This window comes from Okeania sp. SIO2F4, from assembly GCF_010672385.1.
In the GTDB taxonomy this organism is placed as follows: domain Bacteria; phylum Cyanobacteriota; class Cyanobacteriia; order Cyanobacteriales; family Microcoleaceae; genus Trichodesmium.
The window spans coordinates 1-8,396 of record NZ_JAAHGT010000401.1 but is presented as its reverse complement, the minus strand read 5'-3'; the positions used below and the strand labels follow the sequence as shown (position 1 = coordinate 8,396).

The 8,396-nt window shown below is 33.5% G+C and carries 4 protein-coding genes; 1 reads left to right on the top strand and 3 read right to left on the bottom strand.

Annotated features, from left to right (window positions below; genetic code table 11):
• The first annotated feature begins 308 nt into the window (after positions 1 to 308).
• Positions 309 to 866 (top strand): hypothetical protein, encoded by a 558-nt coding sequence (locus tag F6K22_RS22925; protein ID WP_293103156.1) that lies wholly within the window; start codon positions 309 to 311, stop codon positions 864 to 866.
• A 109-nt stretch (positions 867 to 975) separates the two neighbouring features.
• Here F6K22_RS22925 and F6K22_RS22920 read toward each other — a convergent pair whose 3' ends face one another.
• From F6K22_RS22920 to F6K22_RS22910, 3 genes are all read right to left on the bottom strand, one after another.
• Positions 976 to 1,890, bottom strand: a complete 915-nt coding sequence (locus F6K22_RS22920) for a TlpA family protein disulfide reductase (protein WP_293103153.1) — start codon at positions 1,888 to 1,890, stop codon at positions 976 to 978.
• 2,461 nt (positions 1,891 to 4,351) lie between these two features.
• Complete coding sequence (locus F6K22_RS22915) at positions 4,352 to 6,952, bottom strand: UPF0182 family membrane protein (RefSeq protein ID WP_293103158.1); 2,601 nt, start codon at positions 6,950 to 6,952, stop codon at positions 4,352 to 4,354.
• A gap of 9 nt (positions 6,953 to 6,961) precedes the next feature.
• On the bottom strand, positions 6,962 to 7,111 hold the full coding sequence (locus F6K22_RS22910; RefSeq protein WP_293103150.1) for a hypothetical protein: 150 nt from the start codon (positions 7,109 to 7,111) through the stop codon (positions 6,962 to 6,964).
• Positions 7,112 to 8,396: the final 1,285 nt, after the last annotated feature.

Genomic DNA, 8,396 nt, shown 5'->3' with positions numbered 1-8,396 from the left:
CTTTTATTAATTTTTATTTGTAATTACCAACCCTTTTTGATCGGATTTTTAACTGTTTTGCCAGTTATTTGAATAAATAATCAAGCTACTGTGTGGCGCGATACTGCGCTCCGCAACGCTCCGCGAACGCACCACACCCCCATCTATTCTCAATAATAGTGGGATTTTAGTTGAACTATTCTTCAGCTTATTTGATAAGTCCACCTCTATATATAGCTTTCAGCTACCTTGTCACCCCGTGAGGCTCTGCAGTTACTAAAGAATTACAATCCGTTCAAAATCCGATCTTATTATCACATGATGAACTATTGTTATCAATAAAACAATTTGTGGGTAAAGTAGAAGGTAATGATACTTATGAAAATTATGCTAAACGGTTTTTAACTTATACAAAATTACCCCTAAAATACCACTGTTTTAAAGATACTTTGTATGAGTACCTAATTACATATTTTGATGTTGAATCTCATCAGATTCGAGTTAAGTTTAAGGAGAAACTATACAACTATTTACAAACTGTTATGTCTGATAGTGATGATGAGCTATTGAATGAATTTTTAATGATCGAGACTTGCCATAAATTATTAAATTTTTTAATTTTGCATAATGAAAAGCAACCAGAACATTTCTTCTTTATTAATCTGATTGGTAATTTAGGACCTATAAGAACAATAGGACTACTACTAAAAATTATATTAGTTTGTCAACAAGTTAGACCAAGCTTAGAGAAACGATTTGCAATTTTGTTTAATCATTACAAATTTTCTACACAAAAAAAAGCTCAATGGTTAGTTAAAGCATTGGAGAATATGCAAATAGCCCTCAGTACAAATTTTGGTACAGTCGATCTTTCTTTCATTCATTAGCAGGATTTTAGTAAACGGATACAAATTTTTCGCCTATATTTTGGGCAATTAATTTCCATTTCTTTTTTTGGCGATGCTCCCTTATTTAACAAGGGTTTTGAGGTGCTTGTCACCTAGTGAGCTGATTAATTTTATTAATAAACCACATTGGCATTAACCCTATCCATTTTTCTTGAATCACCCCATCTTCCAAAAGAACCGCCGTAGGTACTACCTCTATCTTCAATTTTCTATACAGTCTTTTATCCACTGCCACAACGGGAAAATTCAAAAAATATCTATCTACAAAATCTTGCCCTGCTTGGATATTTTCAGTATCTATTAATCCCACTATTGCTGGTAAATCATCTTGCCATTGTACCAATTTCAACACACCTAACCAATGTTTACATTGAGAACATTCAGGACTCATAAAAACCACAATTACAGACCCAGACATTAACGATTTTGAATCTTGTCCTAGCCATTCTATTTGCCACATTCGGTTTTCTTGTAATGGGGTAAAATCAATATAAGGACGACCATTTTCTTGCATATATTCTAGGGAACCAGCAGCCAAAGTATAGCTAGTGATAAAAGTTATTAATACCACCAGCCATTGCCACAAAACAGTAGGCTGATATTTACCAAAAAATTCAGCGAATATTAACAGAAAAATATAAATAGCATTTAGGATTAAGCTTTGGGTAGGAGTAATTTCTAACCAACCGTTATAACAACCACAATCTTCTGTTTTACCAGTTGATGTACCCCAGTAAGTAAGCATTGATAAACCAAATAATAATAAAATACTTACAGGTATTATTAAAGTTAAAAAAACTCCTAAGATTAAAGCAACTCCTAACGCTGATTCAATCGCAGTAAATGTTAAAGCAACAGGTCTAATTAATTTAGGACTTACTAAATTAAGTTTGGCAATATGTTGGTTGAATTTCCAAGGTTCTATAACTTTAGCAATACCAGTCAAGAGAAAAATACTACCCACTATATTTGAAGCTGTAGAAGCTAAGATAAATAACATCATATCAGTTATCAGTTATCATTATTTTTTTATCAAATAACTCAGCCATAGTATAAGATTACTGCCATTTTACCAGTAAAGTAATGGTGTTCCTTAAAACTTATAATTCTGTACCTCACCAATATGAAAATTGCTATAATTAATTATAAGGTCAGCATTCAGCTATTAGGTGTTAGCTCTTAGCAATAATTATCTAATACAAAAGCAATAGCTGATAGATGAGGGATGAATGCTTATTATAAAAATAGTTTGGAGTGAAACAGCAATCAAAAATTATGTCTACATCTCCAACAAAAGTAAATAGGGTTTGCTGAAAAAATCTTTTTAAGGAGTAGAGGAGTAGGGGAGTAGGGGAGTAGGGAACTAGAGGAGTAATTTTGTTGCCCTTGTCTATCGAAAATGCTAACTTTTTGAGCGTTTTCAACTGAAACAGCTGCACTCTTTTAGACCATAAAAAAGCTCAAACCTTTATATGTGAATCCTTTAATATTTAATCGGTAAGCCCTAAATATTGAATCACCATCAAAAATAGTCAGAAAATTAGAGTGAAAATTTGGAAGTACCAACTCCTAATATTAGTCATATAATCACAGAAGATGATACACCTGTGGATAACCTAATTTATGAAAAACAACAGTGACTATTAATCTCTACTCTCTATAGTTATTTCCAGACAGATACACCATTTTTAGCTACTGCTAATATCGGATTTATTATGGTCTGAAACAGCCACCCCTTGTACCAGATATTCTCCTAATTTTAGAAGTATAAGTTCCTGAAGATTGAAGTCAAAAAAAGAATCTTTCCTATTTTGTTTGGGAGTTTGGCAAATCTCCAGAGCTAGCAATTGAAATTATTTCTAATAAAATCGGAAATGAACTAGGTAGTAAGTTAGAAGATTATCAAAATAATTAGGTCTAAAACCCCGCGTTTTAAGGCTAAATATTTTTGGAGGCTTGCTCAAATCCCTGTTACAAAAATAACTTTTGTACGTCGCAAATTCGACGGATCTCCTACCTGAATTATGACTTCGTTAAGCCCGTGCTATAGTAGCTTCTTATATAGTTTTTGACCCACTTCATCAATTAGGTGAATCTATACTACGAATCTATCATTTACAGGGAAAAAATTATATTCTTTTAGATAATTTACTTTTGTCATAAGTAGGGTTAGGATTAACAATTTGGTCTGGCAAATTTGAGGGTAAAGAATATAATTGGCTGCGATGATGCGATAAATCAGGTAGGATTTTATTAACAGGAGACGAACAGGCACAAAAGGAACGGCAAAGAGCACAACAGGAAAGAGAATTGATAGTTATAGCAGTTTTCATTAACTATAGAATACAAAGATTTTGGCTTAAAGGCAGAAGACAGAAGGCAGGTGGCAGAAGTTTTGTAGTCTACCTTTGTGAAAAGCGCTATAATTCAACTATTGCGCAACAGTTTTTAGATTTTAGATAAAGTAGCTTGGTGGGGATAGAACTCCCTTCCCCTTCGCGATTGCCCTGTTGTAGATTGATAATTAATTTAACTATTGCGCAACAGTTTTTAGATTTTAGATAAAGTAGCTTGGTAGGGATAGAACTCCCTTCCCCTTCGCGATTGCCCTGTTGTAGATTGATAATTAATTTAACTGTTGCGCAACAGTTTTTAGATTTTAGATAAAGTAGCTTGGTAGGGATAGAACTCCCTTCCCCTTCGCGATTGCCCTGTTGTAGATTGATAATTAATTTAACTGTTGCGCAACAGTTTTTAGATTTTAGATAAAGTAGCTTGGTAGGGATAGAACTCCCTTCCCCTTCGCGATCGCCGTGTTGTAGATTGGTAATTATAGGAGTTCTCATTAACATAGAATACGGAGATTTTGGCTTAAAGGCAGAAAGCAAAAAGCAGGTGGCAGAAGTTTTGTAGTCTACCTTTGTGAAAAGCGCTATAATTCAACTATTGCGCAATAGTTTTTAGATCTGGATTTACGCAAATGTACTATATATAGAGTTCAAAAACTGTAACGTTATGGTTTTTAACGCTATATATGTGGTATCTGCCTAAGTCCTATAGATTTTAGATAAAGTAGCTTGATGGCGATAGAACTTGGTTCCCCTTAGCGATCGCCTAAATTCATTTGATTAAAGTAGGGGTTTGGTTACCAAACCGATACAGAGGAGTAATACCAATTACCATCTATTAATGCTATGGTTCAGCTATATTTCAAGACCTCAATAGTTAGCAAGATTTAAAATCTGTTTTCGACAGTTATTAGTTGATTAATAATTATTTTTCCTACTTTTAACATCTCCCGTAGGGACGTTGTATGCAAGGTCCCTACCAAGCCATACATAGCATTCTTTTTCAGAAATGGTATAACTATATTTATTTCACCAAAATAGCTGCATCTTCTTATCTATTCCCTATTCCCTACTCCCTACTCCCTACTCCCTACTCCCTACTCCCTAATACTAATTTTAATTATTTTCTGTTTGCTTTTTTAACTGTTGAAGCAGTTGTTCAAATTCTTGTTTAGATTTACCATATTCTACCCAATTATCTTCTCGTCTTGCTGCTTCAGCTTGACCATAAATTTCTACTATTGCATTAATCAACTCAGAAATATTTTCTGTTTCTGACGTTTTTTCCGTAACTTGAATTTCTTGTTTTTCTACTTCCCCACCAAAAATTGCTGCTAAAGATTGATTCAGAGTTTCTGCCATTACAACTTCTTTGTCATAAGCAACTATTACCCTTTTTAATTCTGGTAATTCTCCCTGTTCAGCTCTGAGGTAAATTGGTTCTACATACATTAATGATTCTTCTATGGGAATTACTAATAAATCTCCACGAATTACCTTTGAACCTTTTTGACTCCATAGAGTTAATTGTTGGGATATTTGAGGATTTTGGTCGATGCGAGCTTCGATTTGACTAGGACCATAAACTAATTTTTGTTTGGGGAATTCATATAATAATAATTTGCCGTAATTTTCTCCATCTGATTGTGCTGCCATCCAGGCAATCATATTATCTTTATTGACTGGAGTAAATGGCAAAATTAAAACAAATTCCTCTCGGTTTTGTTCTGGCAACCGCATGATTAAATAGTAGGGTTCCATTAATTGTTTATTCTCTTCATAAATTTCTGTGGGAAACCGCCATAAATCTTCTTGATTGTAAAATAATTGTGGCTCGCTCATGTGGTATGACAAATACATTTGAGCCTGAATTTTAAATAGGTCTAAGGGATAACGAAAATGTGCTTTAACATTGGCTGGAATTTCTGATTTTGCTGTGAATAATTGAGGAAATATTTTGCGGTAAGTATTCAGTACAGGGTCATTTTCATCTACTACAAAAAAATTCATTGTGCCGTTGTAGGCATCAATCATAACTTTCACAGAATTCCGAATATAATTAACATTTCCCCTAGCTATCCGCTCAATATTACCTCTATTTAATATTGCTCTGGCATTATTACTCAAATAAAGTGGTTCTGAATAGGGATAGCGATCGCTGACTGTATAAGCATCTAATATCCATTGCATTTTTCCGTCAATCAGGGCAATATAAGGGTCATTATCAAATCTTAAAAAGGGTGCAACTTGTTCTACTCTTTCTTTGATATTTCGATAGTAATGAATTTTTGAATTGTCAGTAAAGTAGCCAGAAATTAAAATATTAATGCTGCTTAAATCATAGGCATAGGCAAGTTTTCGCCACAAAGAATTGATTGGTACTCCCCCCGTACCACTATAGAAAGTAAAAGCATTTTCACCACTCCGGGGATAATCAAATTCTTCGGTACTCATGCCCGTAAAAATATGAGTATCGGTTTTTTCTCCATAGTAAATAGCTGGTTCCTCCACCTGAAGATTTACCTGAGAAACTGGCGGAATATCTTTGATAAATAATACAGGTAAACCATCTGGCTTCACTTCATTTACGGGATTCATTACCAACCCATAACCATGAGTATATTTTAAATGTTTATTTACCCAAGTTTGTGCTTTTATAGGAACTTGAGAATAAACCATTTCCCTAGGAGAGAGCATTACTTGTCTGTAATTTTCATCAATAGTGTAACGGTCAACATCTACATCATTAAACCGATAATAAAGTCGAATTTCTTGGAGTTGACGATAGGTGCTGAGTAGAGGTCGATAATCCCAAAGTCTAATATTACGAACCGTAGCTTGATTCTTTTCTAATGTTTGACTATCTAATTCTGATTTAGCTGGAAAACTTTTGGTTTCTACATCATCTAAACCATAAGCTTCACGAGTAAATTTAATATTATTTGCTATGTAGGGTTTTTCCTTTTGCAGTTCGTTAGGATTGACTATAAATTTCTGCTGAAACTCAGGATATAAAACATTGAATAATCCCAAGATAACTATATAAATAACCATTCCATAAGTCGGCCAGAGAATGTTATTTTTCCAGATAGAAAGTACACAAACTACTGCTAATGATAATGCCATTATTGCCATAACCCAATAGGCAAGAAGTTTAGCGTGAACATCTGTATACCCAGCCCCAAAAAATACTCCATTAGAGTCAAAAAGTAATTCATAACGTTCCAACCAAAATCCTACTGCAACTAAAATCGTAATTCCAGCCACTAGCAGACTAATATGAGTTTTAATTGAACCTGTTAAGAAATTTTGCCATCTTCGTTGATTGGTAAATTTACCCTTCAAAGCATAAACTACAATAGCAATAATTAACCCACCAACAAGTAGGGCAAATAACCAATCTTTAATTCCTTCATATAAGGGTAATCTAAATAAATAAAAGCCTATATCACTTTGATAAATTGGGTCTTGAATCTCAAAATATACAGCATTTAAGAACTTCAAAAAAATCTCCCAAGCTGGAGATGTAGTTGTTGCTGCACTTAAAGATATCAGCAGAATATTTACAATTACAATTACTTTAGTGAAAATATTACTATAGGGTGCTAATTCAGTTCCTCTCCAAAAGCGAAATGAGCGATCGCTTGTCAACTTTTCAGCTATCCAATAATTACCCCAAAGAAACAAACAGTAAATAAAAAATGTACCCAACCACAGAAATATTTGTCAACTTAATCTTGTCCAGAAAACATCAGCAAAATCAACAGCATTAAACCACCATACTTCAGTTAATAAATGAACTAAAGTTCGAGAAAGGGAAACAACAACTAAAAGAATTAAACCAAATGCAATTATTATGGAATTTTGTATTTTCATAATTCCTCATTGTTTTGTATTAAGGAGTCTATTATACCAATTTTATAAATGTTTTGTACAAATATTTTGGGTGATTTTTTATAAGTCAGGAGTCAGGAGTCAGAATAAATAGTTTAAATATCATTTATTATGGTTAATCTCTTTTTTTGCTTAAATGGATATATGACGTAAATTATTTAACCCTCCTTATTATTCGCAACATTATTTTTTCAAAATGGTATTATACTAAATCAGGTTTAGATAGAAGCTTTATGATAAAGGTTCTGATAAAAGTAGGGGTTGGCAAACCAAACCTCTACAGAAGACTAGCTATATTTTCACTTCCAATTTCAGCTCCCTTTCAAAAAATAGCTATATCCTCTTATCTCTTCCCATTCAATATTCAAAGATATTTCCTCACCGGACTGATTCAATATTCAAAGATATTTCCTCACCAAACTGAGTATAGAAGTTGAAATACCTCCATCACTTCAAATTTCACTGCCGATAAAAGTAGGAGTTGGCAAACCAAACCTCTACAGAAGACTAGCTATATTTTCATCTCCAATTTCAGCTCCCTTTCAAAAAATAGCTATATCCTCTTATCTCTTCCCATTAAATATTCAAAAATATTTCCTCACCGGACTGAGTATAGAAGTTGAAATACCTCCATCAATTCCAATTTCACTACCGATAAAACTAGGAGTTGGCAGACCAAACCACTACAGAAAACTAGCTATATTTCACTTCCAATTTCAGCTCCCTTTCAAAAAATAACTGCATCTTCTTATCTCTTCAAATTCAATATTCAAAGGTATTTCCTCACCAGACTGAGTATGAAAGTTTTAATACCTCCATCAATGGAAATTTCACCACCGATAAAAGTAGAGGTTTAGTCACAAAACCCCTACAGAAGACTAACTATATTTTCATTTCCAATTTCAGCTCCCTTTCAAAAAATAGTTACATCTTCTTATCTCTTCCCATTCAATATTCAAAGATATTTCCTCACCAAACTAAGTATAGAAGTTGAAATACCTCCATCAATTCCAATTTCACTACCGATAAAACTAGGAGTTGGCAGACCAAACCCCTACAGAAAACTAGCTATATTTCACTTCCAATTTCAGCTCCCTTTCAAAAAATAGCTATATCCTCTTATCTCTTCCCATTCAATATTCAATGGAAATTTCACCACCGATAAAAGTAGAGGTTTAGTCACAAAACCCCTACAGAAGACTAACTATATTTTCATTTCCAATTTCAGCTCCCTTTCAAAAAATAGTTACATCTTCTTATCTCTTCC

Bases quoted from the DNA above. Each gene is read 5' to 3' on its own strand.
- F6K22_RS22920 (WP_293103153.1), bottom strand. From the start codon at position 1,890: ATGATGTTATTTATCTTAGCTTCTACAGCTTCAAATATAGTGGGTAGT.
- F6K22_RS22910 (WP_293103150.1), bottom strand. From the start codon at position 7,111: ATGAAAATACAAAATTCCATAATAATTGCATTTGGTTTAATTCTTTTA.